Annotated in this window: 1 protein-coding gene; it reads right to left on the bottom strand. The window is 59.9% G+C overall.

All coding sequences use genetic code 11. The features are described 5' to 3' along the window. The coding region (locus A3764_RS21145) for a TRAP transporter large permease subunit (RefSeq protein WP_150122370.1) at positions 1–471 on the bottom strand (471 nt) is incomplete at both ends.

Below are 471 nucleotides of genomic sequence, written 5' to 3' on the forward strand. Positions count from 1 at the left end.
GCCGCCGCATAGACGATCAGCATGATCGACGGCGGGATCAGGATCCCCAACGTACCACCGGCGCAGATGATACCTGCCGCGAAGGAAGGATCATAGCGCGCCTTGAGCATGGCGGGCAGGGCGAGCAGACCCATCAACGTAACCACGGCACCCACGATGCCTGTGGCGGTCGCGAAGAGCGCGCAGGTAATCAGCGCGGCCACGCCCATGGATCCGGGAATGTTCTTGGAGGCGACATTGAGGGTCGAAAACAGCCGGTCAACGATGTTCGCCCGTTCGACGATGTAGCCCATGAACAGAAAGAGCGGCACGGCGGTCAGCACTTCGTTCGACATCACGGTGAACGTCTGGTTCACGAATAGGTCGAATATTCGGTTACTGAAGAAGCCCTCCAACCATGTGGACCATTGTTCCCATTGTCCGGCGGTTTCATCCAGACGGTCAAAGCTGCGCCACATGCGCCGCGCGTCG

Source organism: Sulfitobacter sp. HI0129, from assembly GCF_001635395.1.
Classification (GTDB): Bacteria; Pseudomonadota; Alphaproteobacteria; order Rhodobacterales; family Rhodobacteraceae; genus Sulfitobacter.